Below are 22,422 nucleotides of genomic sequence, written 5' to 3'. Positions count from 1 at the left end.
CCTCGGTGTCCGCACGCAGGCGACGGAAGGGGCGACGGCATGGCCGGCAAGAAGACGGCGACGGCTCTGCCGCGCAAGACGTACGAGCAGGAACTGCTGCGCCTGCAGACGGAGCTGGTCAAGCTCCAGGAGTGGGTGCGCGCGGAGGGCGCCCGACTGGTCGTGATCTTCGAGGGTCGGGACGCGGCGGGCAAGGGCGGCACCATCAAGCGGGTCGCCGAGCACCTCAATCCGCGCGTGGCGCGCATCGCGGCGCTGCCCAAGCCGACCGAGCGCGAGCAGACCCAGTGGTACTTCCAGCGGTACGTCGAGCATCTGCCGGCCGCCGGGGAGATCGTGCTGTTCGACCGGTCCTGGTACAACCGGGCCGGGGTCGAGCATGTGATGGGCTTCTGTACGAAGGAGGAGTACCAGCTCTTCCTGCGGCAGTGCCCGATCTTCGAGCGGATGCTGGTGGAGGACGGGATCCTGCTGCGCAAGTACTGGTTCTCGGTGAGCGACACCGAGCAGCAGGAGCGGTTCCGCAAGCGGCTGGAGGATCCGCTGCGGCGCTGGAAGCTCTCCCCGATGGACCTGGAGTCGATCACCCACTGGGAGGCGTACTCCCGGGCGAAGGACGAGATGCTGGTGCACACCGACATCTCCGAGGCGCCCTGGTACGTCGTGGAGAGCGACGACAAGCGCCGGGCCCGGCTGAACATGATCGCCCACCTGCTGGGCTCGCTGCCGTACCACGACGTGCCGCCACCGGTCCTGGACCTGCCGAAGCGGCCGGCGTCGACGGGCTATGTGCGCCCGCCGCGCGATCTGCAGAACTACGTTCCCGACCACGCGGCGAGCCTGTGACTCACGCGTCCTGAGGGACGACCGCCACCGGGCAGGCGGAGTGGTGCAGCACCGCGTGGGCGACGCGGCCGAGGTGTCCGTGCGGCCGCCTGCTCCCCACTACCAGCAGGTCGGCGTGGTGCGAGAGGTCGGCCAGGACCCTGCGGGCGGGCCCCTCGACGGTGCGGCGGTGCACGTCGATGCCGGCGGGGGCGTCCCGCAGCGCCGCTTCCAGCGTCTCGACGGCCTGCTCCTCGTGCAGCCGGGCGGGCTCGCCGGCCGGCAGGGGATGGTCGGTGGTCTCGTGCGCGGGCCACCGCCAGGCCCGTACGGCCTCCAGGGGCACCGCGCGCAGCCGTGCCTCCTCGGAGGCGAAGCGCAGGGCCGCCGCGCCGTCCTCCCCCACGCCGAGCAGGACCCGGCCCCGGACCGGCCGACGGGCCTGGTTGTCGTGGCTGCCGCGCACCACGATCACCGGGCAGTGCGCATGCGCGGCGACGGAGAGGCTCACCGAGCCCAGCAGCGCCTCGGCCAGTCCGCTGCGGCCGCGGGTGCCGACCACCACGGCGGTGGCCTCACGGCTCAGCCTCGGCAGTACGTACTCCGGCTCCTCGGGGACGACCTCGGCGCTCACCTTGAGGTCCGGGTGCCGGTCGCGGGCCCGGCGGGCTGCACCCTCGACGATGGCCTCGGCGAGCCCTTCGTCGCGCACCACGGCGAACTCCCCGACCAGGGAAGCGCCTTCGTACCGTTCCCACAGTGAGGCGTACACGACCCGCAGCGGCACCCCGCGCAGGGCGGCCTCGTCGGCGGCCCAGTCGACGGCGCGCAGGCTGGGCTCGGAGCCGTCCACGCCCGCCACCAGGGGCAGTTCCATCGTCGTCACCGCCCCGCGCCCAGGTCGAAGACGATGCGTGCCTTGACCTGGCCCTGCAGGACGGCGTCGATGGACTCGTTGACGGCGGCCAGCGGGCGGGTCTCGTGGATGACCTTCGTACGCCCGGCGGCGTGCAGCTGGAAGACCTCGGCGAGGTCCTGCCGGGTTCCGACGATGGAGCCGATCACGCTGGTGCCGTTGAGGACGGTGTCGAAGATGGGGACCTGCACCGTGCCGTGCGCGGGCAGGGCGACCATGACGAGCTTCCCGCCGCGCCGCAGACCGGAGTTGACGGCCGAGAAGGCCGATTCGTTCACGGCGAGCGCGATGGCAGCGTGGGCTCCGCCGTGCTTCTTGAGCACCTCGCCCACGTTCTCCTCGCGGGCGTCGATGACCAGGTCGGCGCCGAGTTCGGCGGCCAGTTCGAGTTTGTCGTCGGTGACGTCGATCGCGGCGACGGTGGCACCGGCGATCTTCGCGTACTGCACGGCGAGGTGACCGAGCCCGCCCACGCCGGAGATCGCCACCAGCTGGGCCGGCTTGACGTCGGCGACCTTCAGCGCCTTGTAGGTGGTGACGCCGGCGCAGGTCAGCGGGGCGGCCTCGAAGGGGGTGATGCCGTCCGGCACCAGCTGGGCGAAGTCGGCCCAGGCGAGCATCTTCTCGGCGTATCCGCCGTCGCAGCCGTACCCGGTGTTGATCTGCTGCTCGCACAGCGTCTCCCAGCCGGACAGGCAGTGCTCGCAGCGCCCGCACGCCCTGCCCAGCCAGGGCACGGCGACCCGCTGGCCGACCGTGAGGTGGGTGACGCCCTCGCCGAGCTTCTCGACGAGACCGACGCCCTCGTGGCCGGGGACGAACGGGGGGTTGGGCTTGACGGGCCAGTCGCCCTGCGCCGCGTGGATGTCGGTGTGGCACAGCCCGGAGGCCTCGACGCGGATACGGACCTGGCCGGGGCCGGGTTCCGGGTCGGGGCGCTCCTCGATCACCAGGGGCTCGCCGAAGGCTCGTACGACGGCTGCCTTCATGGGGTCAACTCCTCAAGGGGGGACGGGTCAGCCGTGCGAGACGACGGCGACGGGGGCGGTGGCGTGGTGCAGGACGGCGTGGGTGACGGGACCGATGTGCGCGCCCACCGGGCTGCGCCGGATACGGCGGCCGACCACGACCAGGGATGCCTCGTGGGATGCGTCGACGAGGTGGTTGGCGGCGCTGCCCGCACGGGACTCGGCGCTCACCTCGACGGCCGGGTACTTGGCCTGCCAGGGGACCAGCACCGCGGCGAGAGCACGGGTCTGCTGCCCGGCGATCTCCTCGTGGAACTCCGGGTCGCCCGCCAGGCCGTAGGTGTAGTACGGCGGCAGGTTCCAGCCGTGCACGACCCGCAGGGAGGTGCCACGCCGGGCGGCCTCCTCGAAGGCGAACTCGATCACCGAGGGGTCGGGGCCGGTGACGTCCAGGCCCAGGACGACGGGGCGGTAGCGGGTGGCGGCCGACGGGATGCCCGTCGGGTCGGGCTCGTGCTCGTCGGCGGCCTGCTCGCCGGCCCGGACCAGGATCACCGGACGTTCGGCGTGGGCGACGACGGCCAGACCGACGGAGCCGATCATGAAGCCGCCGACGCCGCTGAGGCCACGGGAGCCCAGGGCCAGCAGTTCGGCGTCCTTCGCCGCGTCCGTCAGGGCGTCCGCGGGCGTGCCGACGACCTGTTCGGTGTCGACGTCGAGGCCGGGGTGGCGCAGTCGGACGCCCTCTCCGGTCTCGCGGGGGATCTTCTCGCTCCAGTGCTGGAGGGTCTCGCCGCCGACGAGGGGTGCCTGGGCGATCGGCTCGGGCACGGGCTCCCAGGCGTGCACGATCTTCAGTGGCAGACCGCGCAGCTCCGCCTCGCGGGCCGCCCACTCGACCGCGGCGCGGCTCTCGGCCGAGCCGTCCAGACCTGCGACAACGTTGCGGACCATGGTTCTGCCTCCTCATCGGGTGATCTGCTTCCAGCCTCGTGAACGGCGGCTCGCCGCTGCAGGGGCCGCTCGTCCCTCACCGGGACCGACCGGCCCAACGGGCACGGCGCGGTGGGCCCCGTCACGGGGCCCGCCGGGCCTCCCACCGTTACTGCAGCCAGGCGTTGCGGCTGACGAAGGGCAACCGTGCCCAGGCCCGGCCCAGTCCCCAGGTCGCGCCCGCGCCCAGGGCCGCCAGGGCGATCAGCACCACCGCGTAGATCAGGTGGTAGTCGACGAACGGGTTGGTGGACATGCTCGGCGATCCGTCCGAGAGGTGCTTCGCCGGCGGCCACTCCGCGATCCACATCAGGGCCATCATCGCCGTGCCCGCGATCGCGGCGAGCCGCAGCGCGACACCGGACATGACCGCGAGGCCGATGCCCGCCAGACCCAGCATGAACAGCCAGTCCGCCCAGGTGTCCCCGGCCCAGCTGTGGAACGTGGACTCCATCGGGCCGGCGGCCACCGAGCTCAGGAAGCCCTTGGTGGGCGAGCCGCCGTCGATCCAGCCCTTGCCGGACGCGGTGGCGTAGCCGAAGCCGAAGGTCTTGTCGAGGAACGCCCACAGGAAGACGAACCCCGTCAGCAGACGCAGCCCGGCAAGGACGTACGCGCTCACTGCTGTCGTGGAAGCGGCGGTGGCCTCGGCCGTCCCCGTCCGCCACCGCAACGAGAGACGCATTCCCGCATGCCGATGCGGGTGCTCGTGGACTGCCATGATCGTGATCCCTTCAGGGAGTCGGTGCTTCCGGCTGGTTCCTTGCACCGCTCAATCTGCTCTCGGCGGGCCGACGGCGCGGGATGCCGAAAGGCGGTGGCCGCTGGGCTGAAAGGCCCCTTCCGGCGGGCCTGTTGGTCCGGGGCGGCAGGTCGGTTCACGACGGGGGCGGCGGCCGGGGGATCCTGTACGCACCGTGCGGAAGGAGTGCCGTGTCACAGAGCACAGGACGTCCCGCGCCGGCCTGGCGCCGCCTGCTGCCCGGCGTCGCCGCGCTGGCCGGCTACCGGCGCGTCCGGCTGCGCGGCGATCTCCTGGCCGGAGCCACGGTCGCCGCCTATCTCGTGCCACAGGTGATGGCGTACTCCGGCGTGGCCGGTCTGGCGCCGGTCGCCGGGCTGTGGGCGATCCTTCCCGCCATCGCCCTCTACGCCCTGCTCGGCTCGTCCCGGCTGCTGTCGGTGGGGCCCGAGTCGACGACGGCCCTGATGACGGCGACCGTGGTCGCCCCGCTCGCGGGCTCCGACGGACACCGGTACGCCGTGCTGGCCGCGACCCTCGCCGCGACCGTCGGTCTGCTGTGTGTGGCGGCCCGTCTGCTGCGCCTGGGCTTCGTCGCCGATCTGCTCTCCCGCCCGGTGCTGATCGGCTACCTGGCGGGCGTGGCCCTGATCATGGTGATCGACCAGCTGACCAAGCTGACCGGCGTACCGATCAAGGGCTCACTCTTCTTCGCCCAACTGTGGTCGTTCCTGGGGAACTTGGGGCAGGCCCACCTGGCCACGGTGCTGTTCTCCGCGGCCACGCTGGCGTTGCTGTTCACGGTGTCCCACTTCTTCCCCACACTGCCGGGGCCACTGCTGGTCGTGGTGCTGGGCACGGTGGCCGTGACCGTCCTCGACCTGGACGACCGGTACGGCATCAAGGTCATCGGCGACGTCCCGGCGGGCCTGCCCTCCCTCGCCCTGCCCGATCTGGGCGAGGTGCCGCACCTGGTCCTGCCCGCCCTGGGCGTCCTGCTCGTCGCCTACACCGACTTCATCCTCACCGCGCGCGCCTTCACCGGGCATGACGACGACGAGGCGGTCCTGGACGCCAACCAGGAGTTCCTCGCCCTGGGCGCGGCCAACCTCGGCGCGAGCGTCGTGCACGGATTCCCGGTCAGCAGCAGCGCCAGCCGCACCGCGCTCGCCACCTCGGCGGGCGCGCGCAGCCAGGTGTACTCGCTGGTGGCCGGAGCCCTGGTGCTCGCCGTCCTGCTGTTCCTGAGCCCCCTGCTCAGCCGCACCCCGTCGGCGGTCCTCGGCGCGCTCGTCGTCTACGCGGCCACCCGCATGATCGACCTGGCCGGCTTCCGCCGCCTGGCCTCATTCCGCCGCCGTGAACTGCTCCTGGCGCTCGGCTGCCTCGCCGGTGTGCTGGCGCTGGACATCCTGTACGGAGTGATCGTCGCCGTGGGCCTGTCGGTGGCCGAGCTGCTCACCCGGGTCGCCCGCCCGCACGACGCCGTCGAGGGCCTGGTGCCCGGGCTGGCCGGCATGCACGACATCGACGACTACCCGACCGCCCGCACCGTTCCGGGCCTGCTCGTGTACCGCTACGACTCCCCTCTCTTCTTCGCCAACGCCGAGGACTTCCGGCGGCGCGCGCTGGCCGCCGTGGACGAACAGCACGATCCGGTGCGCTGGTTCGTCCTCAACACCGAGGCCAATGTGGAGGTCGACATCACCGCCCTGGACGCGGTGGACGAGCTGCGCCGCGAACTGACCCGGCGGGGCGTGGTGTTCGCCCTGGCGCGCGTGAAGCAGGACCTGCTGCACGACCTGGTCGCGTACGGCCTGGTCGACTCGGTCGGCGAGAACCTGATCTTCCCGACGCTGCCGACGGCCGTAGCGGCCTACCGGAAGTGGAGCGACACACCATAGCCACCCGGCCCTGTCCCGGGGCCGGGTGGCCCATGGCCCCCCACATGCCGGGCGCACACGCTGGAACTGGCAGTTCCGTACGCGACCCCGGGAGGCCAGCCATGAACGGTCCCGTCACGACCAGCCTGCCGCGGGCCCTGCCCGCCGAGCACCGGGAGAGGCTGATGAGGGTGGCCCGGGAGGTGTCGATCCCCGAGGGCACCCGCCTCTTCCACGAGGGCGGCCACGCCGACCGCTTCTGGATCGTCCGCACCGGCACGGTCGAGCTGGACATGCATGTGCCCGGCCGCCGGGCCGCCGTCATCGAGTCCCTCGGGCACAACGACCTCGTCGGCTGGTCCTGGCTGTTCACCCCGCACACCTGGCACCTCGGCGCGGAGGCGGCAACGCCCGTGCGGGCGTTCGAGTTCGACGCCGTGGCCGTGCGTGAGATGTGCAAGCAGGACCCGGCGTTCGGCGAGACCGTCGCCCGCTGGGTGGGCGAGGTCGTGGCGGACCGGCTGCGCGCGGCCCGTACCCGCCTGCTGGACCTGTACGCCCCCTACGGCAGCGGGAGCCTGCGATGACCACGCCGAACACGCGACCGGGCGCCGAGGAAGCCACGTCGCACGGGACGCCGCACATCGTCGGCGACGTGATGACCCGTTCCGTGGTCACCGCCCGCCGCGGCGACGCGTTCAAGGACGTCGTGCGGGCCATGCAGGACCACCGGGTCAGCGCGCTGCCCGTGGTGGACGACGGCGGCCATGTCGTCGGGATCGTCTCCGAGGCGGACCTGCTCCCCAAGGAGGAGTTCCGCGACAGCGACCCCGACCGCTATACACAGCTGCGCCGGCTGTCCGACCTCGCCAAGGCGGGCTCGATCACCGCCGAGGAGCTGATGACCGCCCCCGCCCTCACGGTGGAGGCCGACGCGACCCTCGCGCAGGCCGCTCGGACGATGGCCCGGGCCAGGGTGAAGCGGCTGCCGGTGGTGGACGCCGGCGGCCGGCTGGAGGGTGTCGTCAGCCGGGCCGACCTGCTGAAGGTGTTCCTGCGCGAGGACGAGTCGATCGCGGAGGAGGTACGGCGCGAGGTCGTGGCCCATCTCTTCCCGGCCCCGGCGTCCGCGGTGTGGGTCGAGGTCCACGAGGGCGTCGTCCTGCTCACCGGGCGGGTCAGGGACCGGTCCCTGGTGCCTGTCGCGGCACGGTTGGTGCGGGCCGTGGAGGGCGTGGTGGACGTGCGGTTCGATCTCACTGAGGACACCCCGGCCGCGGAGCCGTCCCGGACGCGCCCGGCCACGCGCTGACGTCCCGTCAGGGCCCGCTGGTCCGGCAGTAGGGCCGGTCGGCCCTGGTGCGACCGGCCCCGGCGCGTCATGATCGGCTCATGGGTGGCCTGCAGTCCGCCCCACAGGGGAACGAGAGGCCGACATGACCGAGGCACGCGCCTTCACGGCGGAGAACCCGATCCGCGTCTTCCTGCTCGACGACCACGAGGTCGTCCGGCGCGGACTGGCCGACCTGCTGGACGCCGAGCCGGACATCTCCGTGGTGGGCGACGCCGAGAACGTGGAGCACGCGCTGGTGCGCGCGCCCGCGGTGCGTCCGCACGTGGCCGTCCTGGACGTGCGGCTGCCGGACGGCGACGGCATCTCGGTCTGCCGCGACCTGCGCAGCCGGATGCCGGAGCTGGCGGTGCTGATGCTGACGTCCTTCGACGACGAGGACGCGCTGCTGGACGCGATCATGGCCGGCGCGTCGGGCTATGTGCTCAAGCAGATCCGCGGCTCCGACCTGGTCTCGGCCGTCCGCACGGTCGCCTCGGGCCAGTCGATGCTCGACCCCGCGACCACGGCCCGCCTGATGCGCACCCTGCGCACCGAGCCCGCCGAGGCTCCGGAGCTCTCACCCGAACTGGCGAGCCTGTCGCCGCGCGAGCGCGAGATCCTGGCCCTGATCGGGGACGGACTGACCAACCGCGAGATCGGCAAGCGGCTGTATCTGTCGGAGAAGACCGTCAAGAACCATATCTCCCGGCTGCTGGCCAAGCTCGGTGTGCAACGCCGGGTGCAGGCCGCCGTCCTCGCCTCCCAGCTGGAGCAGCCCGAGGCCGGCGAGCACCCCGTGCGCCGCTGACGCGCCGAGGGCCGTCCGGCGGGCCCCGAGGCCGTACGGCCCCTCCCCCGCCGGCCCGCCCTGGACCACCGTGGGTGGGGTCACCATCGGCCGGCCGCCGCAGGGCGGGGAGGAGGCCCCCATGACCACCACGGTTCTGGACGTCACGACCCTGGAGAAGCTCGTCTCGGCGGCCGTCGCCGCGCCTTCCGTGCACAACACCCAGCCCTGGCGGTTCCGGCTCGATCCGGACACGGTCACGCTGGAGATCCGGGCGGCCGCCCACCGCACCCTGCGCCACGCCGACCCGGCGGGACGCGCGCTGCACGTCTCCGTGGGCTGCGCGGTGTTCAACCTCCGGCTCGCGGTCGCCCACTTCGGCTGGGAGCCCGTCACCCGGCTGCTGCCCCACCCCGGCGAGCCGGACCTGCTGGCCACCGTACGACTGGCCGGGGCCGCCCGCTCCACGGCTCCGCCGCAGTTGTACGAGGCCGTGTGGCACCGGCACAGCAGCCGCTTCCCGTTCTCGGACCGGCCCCTGCCGACCGCCCTGCTCACCGAGCTGACCGAGGCCGCACACGCCCAAGGGGCCCAGCTGGGTCTCCCCGGACCGGCCGACGTCGACCAGGTGCTGCGGCTGACCCGAGAGGGCGAACTGCGCAACACGGCGGACGCGGACCGCTCCACCGAGAGCCGGCACTGGATACGCGAACCGGACCACTCCGCCCTCGGGATTCCCCCGACGGCCGTCGGACCGCAGGACTACCACGAGCGCATCCCCATGCGGGACTTCGGCGCCCACCGCCACCCGTCCGTGCTGCCCGCCCGCCCCTTCGAGAAGCGCCCGTTGCTCGCCGTGCTGTCCACCGCCCACGACCGGCGTACGGACTGGCTGCGCGCCGGACAGGCCCTGGAACGGGTCCTGCTGGTCGCCACCGCCCACGGCGTCCGCGCCTCCCTCCTGCACCAGGCGGTGGAATGGCCCGACCTGCGCGAGCAGCTGCCATCGGCACCGGACGAGGGACGCGCCCACGCCCAGATGGTCCTGCGGCTCGGATACGGCCCCGAGGGCCCGCCGTCACCACGTCGCCCGGCGCGACGGGCACTGCAGGACGCCCCTGTTCCGGCGACTTCCTGACGACCGGATCACAGTGGGCCGTACGGGCCCAAGCGCACACCGTCCGGCCCTCGTCCCGCACCGCTTCGACGACCAGCCTGGAGATGGGGAGGCATACGCGCGGCACGCGCCGCGCCGGCATCGGAGGTGCGTGATGACCGGACCCGTGGTCGTCGGATTCGACGGCTCCAGCGCGAGTGTGACGGCCGCATGGTGGGCGGCGCACGAAGCCCTCGACCGGCACCTGCCCCTCCTGCTGCTGCACTCCTGGACCACCCGGCCGCTCGACGTGCCCGTCGCCCAGGAGGCGCTGCAGAAGCAGGGCTACGGCGCAAGGGTGCTGCAGCGGATGGAGGCCGAACTCCTGCACCGGCACAGCGATCTCACCCTGGCCACCGAACTGGTGTCGGCCTCCGCCGCACGGGCCCTCGTGGAGCGGAGCGACGGCGCCTCAATGCTGGTGCTCGGCTCCCGCGGCCGCGGCTCGGTGGCCGGTTTCCTGCTCGGCTCCATCGGCCTGCAGGTACTGGGCCGAGCCCACTGCCCCGCCGTGACCGTGCGCGCGGACGACCCGGCCCTGCCGGTGGGAGGGCGGCGGCCGGCCACGGCCGACCGGCAGGAGGTCGTCGTGGGCGTCCCCGAGGCCGGCCCCGCCGTCGACCCGTTGCTGGAGTTCGCCTTCACCACCGCCGACCTGCGCGGAACCCGTCTGCGCGCGGTGCGGGCGTTGCCCCTGACGTCCTGGGTGAGCCACCCGCCCATCGGCCGGCCAGACGAGGGATACGAGACGGACGAACAGGGACGGCTCGCCGCCGCGGTGGCACCGTGGCGCGGCAAGTTCCCCGACACGGAGGTCGTGTACGACGTCGCCCGGGGCCCGGCGCCGCAGGTGCTGCCCGCCGCGTCCACCCACGCCCTGATGACCGTCCTGGGCCGCCGGCGTCGTCCCTCGGCGCGAGCGTGGAAGCTCGGCCCCGTCACCCACGCCGCCCTGCACCACGTCGCATGCCCCGTCGCCGTAGTCCCGCACGACTGAGCCGTACCGAACGCCCGAGCGAGGACCGCCATGGACCGAGTCACTGCACGGAAACAGTCGCGCCGTCTGCGCGCGGCGCTGTTCGTGTCGCCGAAGATCGAACCACTGCTGCTGGCCGTGACGGGCGTCGCGCTCGTCGCCGGCGGAGTCAGCCGGCTCGCGGGCGCTTCCCAACTCGCCGACGTGTGCTGGGCGTTGGGCACCGTCGCCGCCGTGCTTCCGGCGGTCGGCTGGGTTCTCGCCGATCTGCGGCGCGGTCACGGGGGCGTCGACGTGATCGCGGTCCTGGCCCTCGGCGGCGCCTTGGCCGTGGGCGAGTACCTGGCCGGAGCGCTGATCGCGCTGATGCTGGCGACCGGCCGCACCCTCGAAGCCACGGCGCAGCGCCGGGCCTCCCGCGATCTGCGCTCCCTGCTGGAGCGGGCACCGCGCACCGCGCGGCTGCTGACCCCGGACGGCACGCGCACGGTGCCCTCGGCCGAGGTCGCCATCGGTGACCTGCTCGTCGTGGGGCCCGACGAGGTCGTGCCCGTGGACGGCCGGGTGGCCGGTGCGGAGGCCGTGCTCGACGAGTCCGCGCTCACCGGCGAGCCGCTGACCGTGCGTCGCGCCCGGAACGAGACGGTCCACAGCGGTGTGGTCAACGCGGGCGGAGCCTTCGAACTGCGGGCCACGGCCACCGAGCGGGACAGCACGTACGCCGGGATCGTACGGCTGGCGCAGCAGGCCGGGGCGGAGTCGGCTCCCGTGGTGCGCCTGGCCGACCGGTACGCGGCCTGGTTCCTGCCGCTGTCGCTGGCGGTCGCCGGGGCGGCGTGGCTGCTGAGCGGTTCCGCCGTGCGCGCGGTGGCGGTCCTGGTGGTCGCCACGCCCTGTCCGCTGCTGCTGGCGGCGCCGGTGGCCGTGGTCTCCGGTCTGTCCCGGGCCTCCCGGCTCGGCGCGGTGATCCGGGACGGCGGGGCGCTGGAGAACCTGGGCCGGGCCCGGACGCTGCTGCTGGACAAGACGGGCACGCTCACGGCCGGCCGCCCCCGTGTCCTCGACGTGGTCGCCGCACCCGGCATGCAGCAGGCCGAGGTGCTGCGGCTGGCCGCCTCGCTCGACCAGTACTCGCCGCACGTCCTGGCCCAGGCCGTGGTGGACGCGGCCCACGAGCGGGGACTGCGGTTGTCCACGCCGGCGGACGTCTCGGAGGAGCCCGGCCGGGGCGCGGCCGGCACGGTGAACGGGCTCCGGATGACGATCGGCCGGCGGGAGGACAACGCTGAACTGTCACAGTGGGCGCGGTCGGTGGACAACCGGGCGCTGCTCGACGGGGCGGCGGTGGCCTGGCTCCGCGTGGACGGCGAGCCCGTCGGCGCCGTACTCCTGCGCGACCCGCTCCGCCCCGACGCCCCGCGCACCCTGCGCCGACTGCGCGCGGCCGGCATGCGACGGCTGGTGATGCTCACCGGCGACCGTGCCGAGCCGGCGCGTGAGGTCGGCGCCGTACTGGGCCTGGACGACGTGCGCGCCGGTCTGGCACCGGCCGGCAAGGTCGCCGCGGTGCGCGCCGAGCGCGAGCGCGCCGTCACGGTGATGGTGGGCGACGGCGTCAACGACGCCCCCGCCCTCGCGGCGGCCGACATCGGTGTGGCCATGGGGGCCCGGGGCTCCACGGCGTCCTCCGAGGCCGCCGACATCGTCCTGACCACCGACCGCGTGGACCGCCTGGCCGACGCCGTCGCCATCGCCGTGCGCGCCCGGCGCATCGCCGTGCAGAGCGCCCTCGGCGGCATGGTGCTGTCGCTGGTCGCGATGGTAGCGGCCGCCTTCGGGCTGCTCGCGCCGGCCGTCGGCGCGCTGCTGCAGGAGGTCATCGACGTCGCCGTGATCCTCAACGCGCTGCGGGTACTGCACGACGACGGACACGGCCGGCCCGTGCTGCCGCCCGCGACGGAGGCGCTCATTCACCGCTTCGCGGCGGAGCACGACGACCTGCGGGACGTCCTCGACGCCGTACGCGACGCCGCCGACCAGCTGTCGGACGGTGCCAAACCGGACGGCCTCGCCGCGGTGGCCGAGGTGCACCGGCTGCTGACCGAGCGCCTGCTGCCGCACGAGTACGCCGAGGAGCACCAGCTGTATCCCGCGATCGCTCCGACGCTCGGCGGCCCGGAGGCGACGGCCACCATGAGCCGCGCACACGCCGAGATCGACCGGCTCGCCCGGCGCGTGGCCACCCACCTCGCCCTGGCGGGCCCCGACGGCACGCTGTCCCCCGAGCAGCTGGACGATCTGCGGGCCTGCCTCTACGGCCTGAACACCGTGCTGCGCCTGCACTTCACACAGGAGGAGGAGAGCTACTTCTCCCTGGCTCCCTGATGTAAGCGATGTCAGCCGACCGGGAGGTCCGGGCGTACGAGGGTTCCGGCGCGGCCGTGCAGCATCTCGTACGCGGCGTCCAGGGAGCCGATCGCGGCCAGTCCGCCCGTGCGCTCGACGAAACGGGCCGCCGCCTCGGTCTTGGGCCCCATCGAGCCGGCCGGGAAGGTTCCGCGGCGCAGGGAGGCGGGGGTGGCGTCGTGGAGGGCGCGTTGGCGCGGGGTGCCGTAGTCCTCGTAGACGTTGGGGACGTCGGTGAGGACGAGCAGGAAGTCGGCCTTGAGGTCCTCGGCGAGGAGAGCGGCGGTGAGGTCCTTGTCGACGACGGCCTCCACCCCGGTGAGCTCTCCGCTGTCGGGGTCGGCGACGACCGGGACTCCCCCGCCGCCCGCGCAGATGACGAGCGTGCCGCCCGCGAGCAGTTCGTGGATCGTGTCGGTCTCGACGATCCGCTCGGGCAGTGGCGAGGCGACGACGCGGCGCCAGCCGGTGGTGTCCTGGGCGATCCGCCAGCCGCACCGGCGGGCCAGAAGCTGGGCCGTCTCCCGGGGGTGGACCTGGCCGACGAACTTGGTGGGGTGGTGGAAGGCCGGGTCGTCGGCCCGGACGAGGGTGTGGGTGACCAGAGCGGCGACACGGTGTCCCGGCAGGGTGTTGTACAGGGTGCGCAGCAGCAGGGAGCCGATCATGCCCTGTGTCTGGGCGCCGAGGAGGTCCAGCGGGTAGGGGGCGCTCAGGGCGGGATCGGAGGCGCTCTCGACGGCGAGCAGCCCGATCTGAGGACCGTTGCCGTGGGTGATGACGACCTCGTGGTCGATGGCGAGGGCGGCGACCGCCGTGGCCACACGGTCGATGTTGGTGCGCTGGACGGCGGCGTCAGGACGCTCGCCCCGGTGCAGGAGGGCATTGCCCCCGAGGGCGACGACGATGCGCATGATGTCAGTCCTCCAGGGTGGCCACGAGTACGGCCTTGATGGTGTGGAGCCGGTTCTCCGCCTGGGCGAAGACGATCGAGGCGGGTGAGGAGAAGACCTCGTCGGTGACTTCGAGCGCGTCCAGGCCGTAGTTGCGCAGCACTTCCCTGCCGAGGCGGGTGTCGTGGTCGTGCAGGGCCGGGAGACAGTGCATGAACCGCACGTCCGGGTTGCCGGTGGCCGCGAGGGTCTTGTCGTTGACCTGGTAGGGCAGCAGCAGGTCGATCCGCTCGCCCCAGTGCTCGGCCGGCTCGCCCATCGACACCCAGACGTCGGTGTGCAGGAAGTCGGCGCCCTGTACGGCGGTCTCGACGTCCTCGGTGAGGGTGACGCGGGCTCCGCTGTCCTCGGCGCGCGCCCGGCAGGCGGCGACCAGGGCGGGGTCGGGCCACAGCTCCCTGGGCGCGGCGACGCGTACGTCCATGCCCAGCACCGCGCCCATCGACAGCAGGGAGTTGCCCATGTTGTTGCGGGCGTCCCCGAGGTAGCAGTAGGCGATGTCCCGCAGGGGTTTTCGGCTGTGCTCGCGCATGGTGAGGACGTCGCACAGGCTCTGGGTGGGGTGTGCGCTGTCGGTGAGGCCGTTGTAGACGGGGACGCCTGCGTGCGCGGCGAGTTCGGTGACCAGGTGGTGGGCGGATCCGCGGTACTCGATGGCGTCGAACATCCGGCCGAGGACTCGGGCGGTGTCGGCGATGGACTCCTTGGCCCCGATGTGGGTGTCGCCGGGACCCAGGTAGGTGGTGGCGGCGCCCTGGTCGGCGGCGGCGACCTCGAAGGCGCAGCGGGTGCGGGTGGAGGTCTTCTCGAAGACGAGCGCGAGGTGTCTGCCGGTCAGGCGGGGCCGTTCCGTGCCGGTGCGCCGGGCGGCCTTCAGGTCGGCGGCCAGGTCGAGCAGGTGGTGGATCTCGGGGGCGGTGAAGTCGAGTTCGCTCAGGTACGAGCGGCCTCGCAGGTCGACGGTCATGGTGGTCTCCTGGCCGGTCAGACGGCCGGGCCGCGCTCGACGGGGCAGCTCATGCAGCGCGGTCCGCCGCGGCCCCGGCCGAGTTCGGCGCCGACGATGGTGACGATCTCGATGCCCTGCTTGCGCAGGTGGGTGTTGGTGGTGACGTTGCGCTCGTAGCCGACGATCACGCCGGGTGCGAGGGCGAGGAAGTTGTTCCCGTCGTCCCACTGCTCGCGCTCGGCGCCCCGGATGTCCTGGGGCGCGGACAGCATCCGCACCTTGTCCAGGTCGAGGGCCTCGGCGAGCGCGGTCGCCAGGTCGGAGTTCGGACGGACCTCGAAGCCGGTGTCGTGTGCGGCACTCGGGGTGAGGGTCCAGGAACGCAGGGAGTCGGCGAGTCCCGGGTACACCGTGAAGGCGTCGTGGTCGACCATGGTCAGCACGGTGTCGAGGTGCATGTAGGCGCGGGTGGCCGGGAGTTGGACGGCCACCAGCCGGCGTGCCGTGCCGGTGGCGAACAGGGAGGCGGCCAGATTCTCCACCGCCTGGGCCGTGGTGCGCTCCCCCATGCCGACCATGACGGCCCCGTTGCCGAGGACGTGCACGTCGCCGCCCTCGAGGGTGCCGACGGGTCCCTGCAGCAGCGGGTCGAACCCCGCGTCGGCGAACAGGGGGTGGAACCGGTAGATGGCCTCGGCGTGCAGGCTCTCGCGGCGGCGGGCGGTCTTGGCCATCGGGTTGACCGACAACCGGTCGTACACCCAGCAGGAGTTGTCGCGCGGGAAGAGGTGGTTGGGCAGCGGAGCGAGGGCGAAGTCCCCGGCGTCCAGGGCACTCCAGACCAGGCTGTGCGGGGCGGCCAGCCGCAGGTCGCTCTTGAGCAGGCCGCCGATCAGGTAGCCGGCCAGGGTCTCCCCGTCGAGCCCGGCGCACAGCTCGCGCACGGGGTCGAGGAGGGCGGGGCCGACGGTGGCCGGGGTGATGACCCGGTCCAGCAGCCAGTCGCGGGCCTCAGTGAGGTCGAGGGTCTGGGCCAGGAGGTCGGCGAAGTAGTGGACGCGGGCACCGTGGTCGCGCAGCACCTGGGCGAAGGCGTCGTGCTCCTCGCGGGCGCGCTTGGCCCACAGGACGTCATCGAAGAGGAGGGCGTCGACGTTGCGGGGGGTCAGCCGGGACAGTTCGAGGCCGGGGCCGTGCAGGATCACCTGGCGCAGCGGGCCGACCTCGGAGTCGACGTGGAAGCGGGTCATGACATGCCGTCCCTCAAGGATCAGTCGTGGTGGCGGAGGAAGGTCCGGCGCGGGCCGCGCCGTCCCGGTTGCCGCGGGATGCGGCTGACCGGCGACGGTGTCTCGGGCGCCCTCGCCCGCGGGATGTCGGAAGGAGCAGGTGTCTCGTCGCTGTACTCACCGTGGTCCCGCTTGAGCCAGACGTAGACCGGCAGTCCGAGCAGCAGCACGAAGAGGCCGTAGTAGACGGTCTGGTAGCCGCTTCCCTGGATCGACCAGTAGGAGAAGGCCATGGCGAGCGCGGCGACGGTCACGTCGCGGGCCAGGCGCCGGGGACTCAGGCCGCGCCGGCCGCGGGTCAGCAGCCAGTACAGCTGGGCCGCCGCGGAGAAGAGGTAGGGGATGACAGCGGTGAGGACACTGAGCAGCACGATCCGGGTGAAGACGTCCTCGAAGCGGGTGTAGCTGAACACAGTGATCAGCGAGGCGAGGACGGTCGAGGCGACGATGCCGAAGGCCGGCACGCCGCTCGTGCCGCGCAGCCTGGCGAAGGACCGCGGGAAGAGGCCGTCGCGGGCGGCGGCGTACGGCATCTCGGCGCACAGCATGGTCCAGCCGTTGAGGGCGCCGATGCCCGAGACGATCGCGGCCACGGCGACGGCGTCGCCCGCCCAGCCGCCGCCGACGATGTTGTTGGCGGCGTCGGTGAACGGCGCGGTGGAGGCGCCGAGTTCGCCGTGCGAGACGGTGCCGAAGACGGCGAGGGTGCCGAGGATGTAGATGACGGCGCAGACGAGGGTGCCGTAGACGGTGGCGCGGGGCACGTTGCGTTCGGGGTCGCGGACGCGGCCGGCGACCACCGAGGCGGCCTCCAGCCCCAGGTAGCTAAACAGCGCGATGGCACCGGCGGCCGAGATCGCGCCGAGCGCGGGCTGGTGACTGGCGTTGAAGGCGCCGAAGTTGCGCGGATCGACGAACAGCAGCCCCACGGTGGCCATGAGGATGAGCGGCACGAACTTCAGCACGGTGGTGACGACCTGGAAGGCGCCGGTGTTGCGCACCCCGCTGAGGTTGATCGCGGCCGGGATCCACAGGCCGACGAGTGCGATGGCCACCGAAATCCCGGTCCGGTGGCCGGTGTTGACGAACACCTCCACATATCCGACCCAGGCCACCACGATCGCCGCGTTCCCGGCCCAGGCGGTGATCCAGTACGACCAGGCGTTCAGGAACCCGGTGAACTCGCCGAAGGCCTCGCGGGCGTAGACGTACGGGCCGCCGCTCGCCGGGACTCGGCCGGACAGCGCGCCGAACGTCAGGGCCAGCGCGAGCGCGCCGAGGGTGACGGCGCCGAACGCGACCAGGGCGATGGGCCCGTAGGGGGCGAGGGCCGACGGCAGGGCGAAGACGCCGGTGCCGATGATGCTGCCGATGACCAGAGCGGACGCGGCCGGCAGACCGAGTCGGGCTCCGGGAGCGGGTTTCGCCGCGCTCCTCGTCGAGCTGGGCATGGTGATGCTCCTCGGGCTTGACGCTGCGGAGGTTTCCTCTGCTTCGATCTTGCTCGGCGGCGTCGGCCCGGGTGAGCGGCCGCTGGTCCCGGGTGCGGCCCAATGGTCCCGTTGCGCGGTGCCGGTCGGCCTGTGCTCAGACTGTCTCCAGCACGTCGGAGACCGGGCGGCGCGGTGTCGCTACGCCCGCGGGCCCGTACCCCAGGCGCAGCACCATGTGCACGAACCCCATCGCCGACCTCGGGTCGCGGGCCAGTGCGCGCAGGTCGGCGCGTTCCAGGGCTTGGGAGGTGAGTGCCGTGGCCAGTTCGTGCAGCGTGGCCAGCAACAGCACGCGTTCCAGTGCCTGTCCGGCGTGCAGCCAGTCGGCGGGACGGTCGTGGGCGGTGCCCAGCAGGGCCAGGTTGGGCGTCGTCTCGAAGGCGACGGCCGGGCGGTCGGGCAGACGGCCGCGCCCGGCGAAGTCCCGTACGGGTCCGCGGCCCGATCTGCTGCGCGGCCCGAATGCGGACTCGGGAACGCCGTCGGCGCCCGCGTCACCGGCCCGGGTCCAGCTCCGCACCTCCTCCAGGCGTTCGGGGTCCAGCGTGTCGCGACCTTCGGCGTCCTGGACGTGGTCGAGCAGCGCCTCGACATGCCACTGGTCGGGGAAGACCAGCTGCGCGTCCTCCTGTGCGGCCGCCTCCCGCAGCGCCTCCTGCACGTCGGCCGGCAGGACCTTCTCCTCGAAGGGGTGGCGGCTGGTGTGACGGCGGGCGATCGCCGGGAACAGCAGGGCCAGTTCCCGGTCGGGACGGTCGGTGCCGGTCAGGTGGACGGCAGCGAGCAGGTACGGGTCGGACGGATCGGGCAGGATCCCGGTCTCCGGGTGCAGGCCGTGGTGCGCCGCGGCGACCCGCAGGTTGAACAGGGCCGCCCCGCAGCCGAGGTGGAGGGCACGGTGGTCGGGGTCCGTGCGGGGCATGGCCCGGCCGAGGTCCGGCCGCAGCTCGATGCTGCGCGTGGCCGAGTCGTGTCGGAAGCGCCAGGGCTGCGCGTTGTGCAAGGAGGGCGCGGCCGTCGCGGCGGACACCAATGCCGCGACGGTCCTGTCGTCGAGTGGTCGCGCCGCCATGGGGCGCACCTCCTCAGTGTTTCGTGAGGCTCGGGCCGTCCGTGCGCAGCACGGCGAGCCGGCGCCGGTACTCCTCCTCGTCGATCTCACCGCGGGCGAACCGCTCGGCGAGCAACTGCTCCGGCGAGGTCGCGGCAGGGGTGTGCGGGCGGTCGGAACCGCGGCCGAGGGTGCGGTAGAGGAGCACGCCGACGGTGATCAGCACGGCCCAGAACAGGAGCGTGCCGATCGACATCGTGAACCAGCCCCAACCATCCATGCCGTGGTGATACCAGTACACAGCGGGTCACCTCGCTCAGTAGTGCGGAACCACGGCGACCGGGCAGCCGACGTGGTGGAGCAGGGCGTGCGTGACGGGTCCGGCGTACGGCCCCAGGGGCCGCTCGGCGACACGGTGGCCGACGACCAGGAGACTCGCGGGGCGGGCGGCCCGGATCAGCACGGCCTGGGCCCGGCCCGGTACGACGGTCTCCGCCACCTGGACGTCGGGGTACTTCTCCCGCCACGGCCGCAGCACGTCGGCGAGCAGTCCCTCCCGGTCGACCGCGTCCCACGGGCCGTCGACCGCCGCGCGCGCCGTACGGGCGTGGACCACCCGCAGCCGCGCGTGGCGCAGCCGGGCCTCCTCGAAGGCGAAGCCGATCGCCGCCTCGGCCGGGTCGTCCGCGTCGACGCCCAGCACCACGTCCCGGTAGCGGGTCCGGGTGGAGACACTGCCGTCCGAGGCGGGCATGTGCTCGTCCTCGGCCCGCTCCCCGGCCCGGACGAGGACCACGGGCCGAGTGGCCCTCGCGACCACGCCGAGCGCCACCGATCCCACCAGGAAGCCGGTGAACCCGCTGAGTCCGCGCGAGCCGAGGACCAGAAGATCCGCCCGTCCGGCCGCCCGCAGCAGCGCGGCGACCGCCGGCCCCTCGACCTGCTCGTCCGTGAGGCGCATGGCGGGGCTGGTCTCGCGGACGTACTCCTCCGCCTGCCGCAGTGCCCGCCGCGCCAGATGGCGCTGCACGGCTCCTGCCGTGCTCTCCTGTCCCGGGGGCGGGCTCCATTCCCAGGCGTGCAGCAGCCGCAGATCCCGGCCACGGCGTTCCGCCTCCCGGGCGGCCCAGGCCGCCGCGGCAAGGCTCTCGGCCGATCCGTCCACTCCCACGGTCACCGGTGCCGGCATGACCCGCACCTCCCTCGCTCGACCGCTCCTACGAGACCAGCCTCGGGTTCGTGGTCCGGCGCGGACAGGGGCCGCCAGGGCTGTCCCCGGGGGCCGATGGTCCCAAGCCTCTGGCTCAGCCCCGCCCGGCGAGAAGCAGGTGGCCGGTCTCGCCCGGCCGCAGGCAGACCACGCGGTCGGGCAGCCGTACATCGATGGGAGACTCGTCCGACGCCGGTACGGCGATCTCCAGCCGCCCGTGCGCGAGCCGCAGCCGGACGCCCCAGTGACCCCGGTAGCGCAGGGCGAACCCGTACGACGACAGCTCCGGCAGCGGCACCGGGTCCAGCCAGAGCGCGCCCTCGCGGGTCTCCAGGCCGGTGAGTCCGCGCTGGACGAGGTCGAGGGTGCCGGCCATGGCACCGAGATGGACGCCCTCGCCGGTGGTGCCGCCCTGCAGGTCGGCGATGTCGCCCCGGAGCGCTTCCTGGCAGTACTTCCACGCCTCGGCTCGCCGGGCGCGGGCCAGGACCCAGCCGTGGACCAGGCCGCTGAGGGTGGAGCCGTGGCTGGTGCGGCGCAGGTAGTGGTCGACCGTGCGCTGCCAGATGTCCGCGTCCAGCCGCAGCCCCAACCGCTGGAACAGGGACCGGAGTTCGTCCGGTGAGAAGAGGTAGCCGAGCATCAGGACGTCGGCCTGCTTGGAGGCCTGGTAGCGGTTGACGCTGTCCCCCTCCGCCTCCAGGATCCGGTCCAGGCGGCGGATGTCCCCGTAGCGCTCGCGGTAGCCGTCCCAGTCGAGTTCGGCGAGCTCGCCGTAGCCCTCGAACTGGCTGATGACGCCTTGGTGGAAGGGCACGTACAGGGTGCGGGAGACGTCCTCCCACAGTTCCAGCTCACCGCCGTCCAGGCCGGTGCGTTCGGCGAGTTCGCGGCGCCGGGGCTCGGGCAGCAAGTCGATCAGCTCCAGGGTCCGGGTGAGCACCCAGGCGGCGGTGACGTTGGTGTAGGCGTTGTCGTCGAGGCCGGGTGACGCGGCGCCGGGATACGCGTCGTGGTACTCGTCGGGGCCCATCACGCCCTTGATCCGGTGCCGTTCGATGCGGTCGTCATAGACGGCCGCATCGGCCCAGAAGCGCGCGATCTGCAGCAGCATCTCCGCGGCCTTGGTGTGCAGGAACTCCGTGTCCCCGCTGGCCTGGCAGTACTGCCAGACGTTGTACGCGATCGCCGAACCCACGTGGTACTGCAGCCGGGAGTGGTCGGGCAGCCAGCGGCCGGAGCGTGGGTTGAGATGCAGCTGCTGGGTCTCATCGCGGCCGTCGCTGCCGCTCTGCCAGGGATACATCGCGCCCCTGCGGCCGGCCTCGCGGGCGGCGGTGCAGGCCTGTTCCAGGCGGCGGTGGCGGTAGCGCAGCAGCGCGCGGGCGACCTCGGGGAAGTGCAGGTCGAGGTAGGGAAGGACGAACAGTTCGTCCCAGAAGACATGGCCCCGGTAGGCCTCGCCGTGCAGGCCGCGGGCCGGCACTCCGACGTCGAGGTCGGCGGTGTGCGGCGACAGGGTCTGCAGGACGTGGAAGAGGTGCAGGCGCAGGATGCGGCCGGGTTCCCCCGGGACGTCCAGTTCGGCCCGCCGCCAGAGCTGGTCCCAAGCGGTCAGGTGGGACTCCAGCAGGTCGTCGAAGCCCGGTGCCCGGCCGACCCGATCGACGGCCGCGTACAGCGGGTCGCTGATGGCCGGGTCGCGTGAGGTGTGCAGGGCCACCGTCTTGTCCACGGTGGTCGTACGGTCGGCCGTCAGCCGCAGCCGGACCCTCTGGACGGCGCGGGGTTCCTCGTGCCGGGTCGTGACGGGCGCGTCGACGGTGAGCCGGGCCGCCATGCCGATCCGGATGTCCGAGGTACGGGTGCGGCAGCGCAGCCAGACGGTGTCGGGGGCGGCGGTCCCGGTGTGCACATGGGTGAGATGGCGGCCGTCCAGGTCGCGGTAGCGCGGCACGCCCGCGTTGACGACACCGCCGTCGAGGACCGCCTCGACATCGAGCTCGCCGGAGAAGCCCTCTGCCGTGAACTCGGTCCGCAGGGCCGCCAGATGGGCAACTGCCATGTGCACAAGCCGCTGCTGACGCACCGTCAACTCGCGGCCGGTGCCCAGTCCGTACCGGGTCTGGCGCTCCAACAGCCCGGAGGCCAGGTGCAGACGCATCCGGTGGTCGAGCACGGGCGCGGTGTCGGGCGTCAGCCAAGGTCCGCCGGGCAGCCGGAACCGCAACGGCAGCCAGTTCGGCACATTGACCATGTCCTCGTTCTCGACCCGGCGTCCGGCCACGTCGGAGGGGAGCCGGTTGTAGCAGCCGGCGACATAGGTGCCCGGGTAGTGCACCTCGTCGGCGGAGCACTCGGGCAGCGCACCCCGGGTGGCGAAGCAGCCGTTGCCCAGGGTGCACAGGGACTCCCGCAGCCGTTCGTCCGCGGGGTCGTAGCCCTCGTACTCCCAGATCCAGTCCGTCACCTCAGGCCTCCCCGCACCCGCG

The 22,422-nt window shown here is 73.0% G+C and carries 20 protein-coding genes; 8 read left to right on the top strand and 12 right to left on the bottom strand.

The genetic code is table 11. The features are described from left to right. Positions 1 to 39: 39 nt before the first annotated feature. Positions 40 to 846 (top strand): polyphosphate kinase 2, encoded by an 807-nt coding sequence (gene ppk2, locus MKW14_RS09015; protein WP_240860843.1) that lies wholly within the window; start codon positions 40 to 42, stop codon positions 844 to 846. Between the two features lies 1 nt (position 847). Here ppk2 and MKW14_RS09010 read toward each other — a convergent pair whose 3' ends face one another. The 4 genes from MKW14_RS09010 to MKW14_RS08995 all read right to left on the bottom strand — a co-directional run bounded on the left by MKW14_RS09010 (position 848) and on the right by MKW14_RS08995 (position 4,423). Then, positions 848 to 1,702, bottom strand: a complete 855-nt coding sequence (locus tag MKW14_RS09010) for a universal stress protein (RefSeq protein WP_240860841.1) — start codon at positions 1,700 to 1,702, stop codon at positions 848 to 850. 5 nt (positions 1,703 to 1,707) lie between these two features. Next, on the bottom strand, positions 1,708 to 2,730 hold the full coding sequence (gene adhP, locus MKW14_RS09005; RefSeq protein ID WP_240860839.1) for an alcohol dehydrogenase AdhP: 1,023 nt from the start codon (positions 2,728 to 2,730) through the stop codon (positions 1,708 to 1,710). Between the two features lie 27 nt (positions 2,731 to 2,757). After that, positions 2,758 to 3,663, bottom strand: a complete 906-nt coding sequence (locus tag MKW14_RS09000; protein WP_240860833.1) for a universal stress protein — start codon at positions 3,661 to 3,663, stop codon at positions 2,758 to 2,760. Between the two features lie 148 nt (positions 3,664 to 3,811). Continuing rightward, a complete protein-coding gene (locus MKW14_RS08995; protein ID WP_240860831.1) occupies positions 3,812 to 4,423 on the bottom strand; it encodes a hypothetical protein in 612 nt (203 codons plus the stop codon). Between the two features lie 212 nt (positions 4,424 to 4,635). On the opposite strand from MKW14_RS08995, the gene MKW14_RS08990 reads away from it, so the two are divergent. The 7 genes from MKW14_RS08990 (at position 4,636) to MKW14_RS08960 (ending at position 12,964) form a co-directional block, all read left to right on the top strand. Next, on the top strand, positions 4,636 to 6,348 hold the full coding sequence (locus tag MKW14_RS08990; protein ID WP_240860829.1) for a SulP family inorganic anion transporter: 1,713 nt from the start codon (positions 4,636 to 4,638) through the stop codon (positions 6,346 to 6,348). A gap of 101 nt (positions 6,349 to 6,449) precedes the next feature. Continuing rightward, positions 6,450 to 6,914, top strand: coding sequence for a cyclic nucleotide-binding domain-containing protein (locus MKW14_RS08985; RefSeq protein WP_240860827.1), 465 nt, complete (start codon positions 6,450 to 6,452; stop codon positions 6,912 to 6,914). Beyond that, positions 6,911 to 7,639, top strand: coding sequence for a CBS domain-containing protein (locus MKW14_RS08980; protein WP_240860825.1), 729 nt, complete (start codon positions 6,911 to 6,913; stop codon positions 7,637 to 7,639). Before MKW14_RS08985 ends, MKW14_RS08980 begins: the two co-directional genes overlap by 4 nt. A 124-nt stretch (positions 7,640 to 7,763) precedes the next feature. Further along, on the top strand, positions 7,764 to 8,468 hold the full coding sequence (locus MKW14_RS08975) for a response regulator (RefSeq protein ID WP_240860823.1): 705 nt from the start codon (positions 7,764 to 7,766) through the stop codon (positions 8,466 to 8,468). Positions 8,469 to 8,589: 121 nt separating this feature from the next. Beyond that, positions 8,590 to 9,585, top strand: a complete 996-nt coding sequence (locus tag MKW14_RS08970; protein WP_240860821.1) for an Acg family FMN-binding oxidoreductase — start codon at positions 8,590 to 8,592, stop codon at positions 9,583 to 9,585. Positions 9,586 to 9,718: 133 nt separating this feature from the next. Beyond that, entirely contained in the window at positions 9,719 to 10,600 is an 882-nt protein-coding gene (locus MKW14_RS08965) for a universal stress protein (protein WP_240860819.1), read from the top strand. 30 nt (positions 10,601 to 10,630) lie between these two features. Beyond that, entirely contained in the window at positions 10,631 to 12,964 is a 2,334-nt protein-coding gene (locus MKW14_RS08960) for a heavy metal translocating P-type ATPase (RefSeq protein ID WP_240860816.1), read from the top strand. An 11-nt stretch (positions 12,965 to 12,975) separates the two neighbouring features. Here MKW14_RS08960 and MKW14_RS08955 read toward each other — a convergent pair whose 3' ends face one another. The 8 genes from MKW14_RS08955 to MKW14_RS08920 all read right to left on the bottom strand — a co-directional run bounded on the left by MKW14_RS08955 (position 12,976) and on the right by MKW14_RS08920 (position 22,400). Next, entirely contained in the window at positions 12,976 to 13,899 is a 924-nt protein-coding gene (locus tag MKW14_RS08955) for a carbamate kinase (RefSeq protein WP_240860814.1), read from the bottom strand. Positions 13,900 to 13,903: 4 nt separating this feature from the next. After that, complete coding sequence (gene argF, locus MKW14_RS08950) at positions 13,904 to 14,905, bottom strand: ornithine carbamoyltransferase (protein WP_240860812.1); 1,002 nt, start codon at positions 14,903 to 14,905, stop codon at positions 13,904 to 13,906. Positions 14,906 to 14,922: 17 nt separating this feature from the next. Then, positions 14,923 to 16,137: an arginine deiminase gene (locus MKW14_RS08945; protein WP_240860811.1), complete on the bottom strand. Its 1,215-nt coding sequence runs from the start codon at positions 16,135 to 16,137 to the stop codon at positions 14,923 to 14,925. Between the two features lie 20 nt (positions 16,138 to 16,157). Beyond that, positions 16,158 to 17,627 (bottom strand): APC family permease, encoded by a 1,470-nt coding sequence (locus MKW14_RS08940; RefSeq protein WP_240860809.1) that lies wholly within the window; start codon positions 17,625 to 17,627, stop codon positions 16,158 to 16,160. Positions 17,628 to 17,763: 136 nt separating this feature from the next. Continuing rightward, on the bottom strand, positions 17,764 to 18,741 hold the full coding sequence (locus MKW14_RS08935) for an Acg family FMN-binding oxidoreductase (RefSeq protein ID WP_240860806.1): 978 nt from the start codon (positions 18,739 to 18,741) through the stop codon (positions 17,764 to 17,766). A gap of 13 nt (positions 18,742 to 18,754) precedes the next feature. Continuing rightward, entirely contained in the window at positions 18,755 to 19,000 is a 246-nt protein-coding gene (locus tag MKW14_RS08930; protein ID WP_240860804.1) for an SHOCT domain-containing protein, read from the bottom strand. 36 nt (positions 19,001 to 19,036) lie between these two features. Further along, the gene (locus MKW14_RS08925; RefSeq protein WP_240860802.1) at positions 19,037 to 19,909 is read right to left on the bottom strand and encodes a universal stress protein; all 873 of its coding nucleotides are present in this window, start codon (positions 19,907 to 19,909) and stop codon (positions 19,037 to 19,039) included. Between the two features lie 115 nt (positions 19,910 to 20,024). Then, positions 20,025 to 22,400 (bottom strand): glycoside hydrolase family 65 protein, encoded by a 2,376-nt coding sequence (locus tag MKW14_RS08920; protein WP_240860800.1) that lies wholly within the window; start codon positions 22,398 to 22,400, stop codon positions 20,025 to 20,027. Positions 22,401 to 22,422: the final 22 nt, after the last annotated feature.

This window comes from Streptomyces gilvus (genome assembly GCF_022513565.1).
Lineage (GTDB): Bacteria > Actinomycetota > Actinomycetes > Streptomycetales > Streptomycetaceae > Streptomyces > Streptomyces gilvus.
The sequence above is the reverse complement of the archived record's forward strand: the minus strand, read 5'-3'. Positions and strand labels throughout refer to the sequence as shown.